This window comes from Veillonella agrestimuris (assembly GCF_943193065.1).
Lineage (GTDB): Bacteria > Bacillota > Negativicutes > Veillonellales > Veillonellaceae > Veillonella > Veillonella agrestimuris.
In genome coordinates this window covers 1-1,395 of sequence record NZ_CALPCS010000027.1, presented here as the reverse complement: position 1 = coordinate 1,395, position 1,395 = coordinate 1, and the positions used below count along the sequence as shown (strand labels likewise).

The following is a 1,395-nucleotide window of genomic DNA, read 5'->3' as shown; positions in this document are numbered from 1 at the left end:
GGCTCTCTGTCAAATGTTGGGGTGCTTATCCCTAATCATTTGTTTGGCACCAATCACTTATGTGGTTGGTGCCATTTTTTTGCTCAAAAGCAGAATACGTACCCGAAATCTACCAAAGTGACGAAGTCCATAGCTTATACGTTTTAATACTTTTATTTTATTGTTACTTCCTTCTGTATAACCGTTTGAATAAGGTAATAAGAAGGCATTCGTAATCTGTGGCATCCATGCTGAAAAGGAGTGTAGAAAATTATTAAATTCGTTTAGTCCAGAGGTCTTTACTAATTGCAACCAATGTTTTAGATGTCTAGTAATTTGCTCTTTTCCATATGTTTTAAATATATCTCTAAATACAAGTTTTAATGTATAGGCCCTTTTTAAGTCAGGTGAGACTCTAAATAATTCACAGAGCTTTATACTTTCTGTATCTGTTAGAGATTCTGGTCGCTTCATTAAGATTCGCTTGTTTTGTTTTAACATTCGAGAATAAGAAAAGATTTTGTTTTGCTCACGTTTTCGTACGCGTTCAACGGCCCAATCTACAAGGCGACATACATGGTAGCGATCACATACAATGTGAGCATGAGGAAATAAGGCTTGCATAATACGTTTAAATTGTAGAGACATATCCATTACAATATATTTAACTGCTAATCGAACGCTGCGTTTAAAGGATGCAAAATAGCGTAGTAAGGCATGTGTATCTCGTTTCGGTAATATATCTAATATTTCATGTGTATCTGGATTTGTTAAATTTACTTGGTATTGTTGGCCTTCTGCATTGCCTTTAAATTCATCAATGCCAATCACAGGTGGTAATATGTTAGGTTTTGGAATATGGATCATAGAGCAATATCGTAAGACTGTTGTAATCGATACATTACATGTATGAGCAATGGAAGTATATGTTATGCTTTCATTTAATTTATTAAATAGTAATGCAAGATTCGTGATGCTGATTTGCATGTATTTACGAACAAAGGGGTTCTGTTCAGAAAATGCATGACCACAATGCGTACAACAATACCTTCGTTGTCTATATTTACCGATTAATGTGCCACATTGAATCATTCCAAATTTTACGGTACGAATCCGATAATCCTTAATACGTTTGGTTGTATGATGACACTGTGGACAGGTATGTTCCTTCACTGGTAACTCTAGTTCGAAGACAAATGTATCATTAACGACATAGCTATTAGTAATATATTCTTGTTTGATATTGTGTAAAAACTCTGTATAATCTTTAGTAGGCATATACGCTCACATCCTTTCTTTAGGACTTAGACACTTTTATTGTAAAGCATGTGAGTTGTATATGCTTATTTTTTTTGCAAAAAAATAATGTTGGTTGTGCCACCTTGATGGTGACACCCCAACATTTATTATAGAACC

Annotated in this window: 1 protein-coding gene; it reads right to left on the bottom strand. The window is 34.3% G+C overall.

From position 1 onward, the window contains the following. Positions 1–57: 57 nt before the first annotated feature. On the bottom strand, positions 58–1,257 hold the full coding sequence (locus NFR29_RS08245) for an ISL3 family transposase (protein WP_251425529.1): 1,200 nt from the start codon (positions 1,255–1,257) through the stop codon (positions 58–60). Positions 1,258–1,395 lie beyond the last annotated feature (138 nt).

Bases quoted from the DNA above. Each gene is read 5' to 3' on its own strand.
- NFR29_RS08245 (WP_251425529.1), bottom strand. From the start codon at position 1,257: ATGCCTACTAAAGATTATACAGAGTTTTTACACAATATCAAACAAGAA.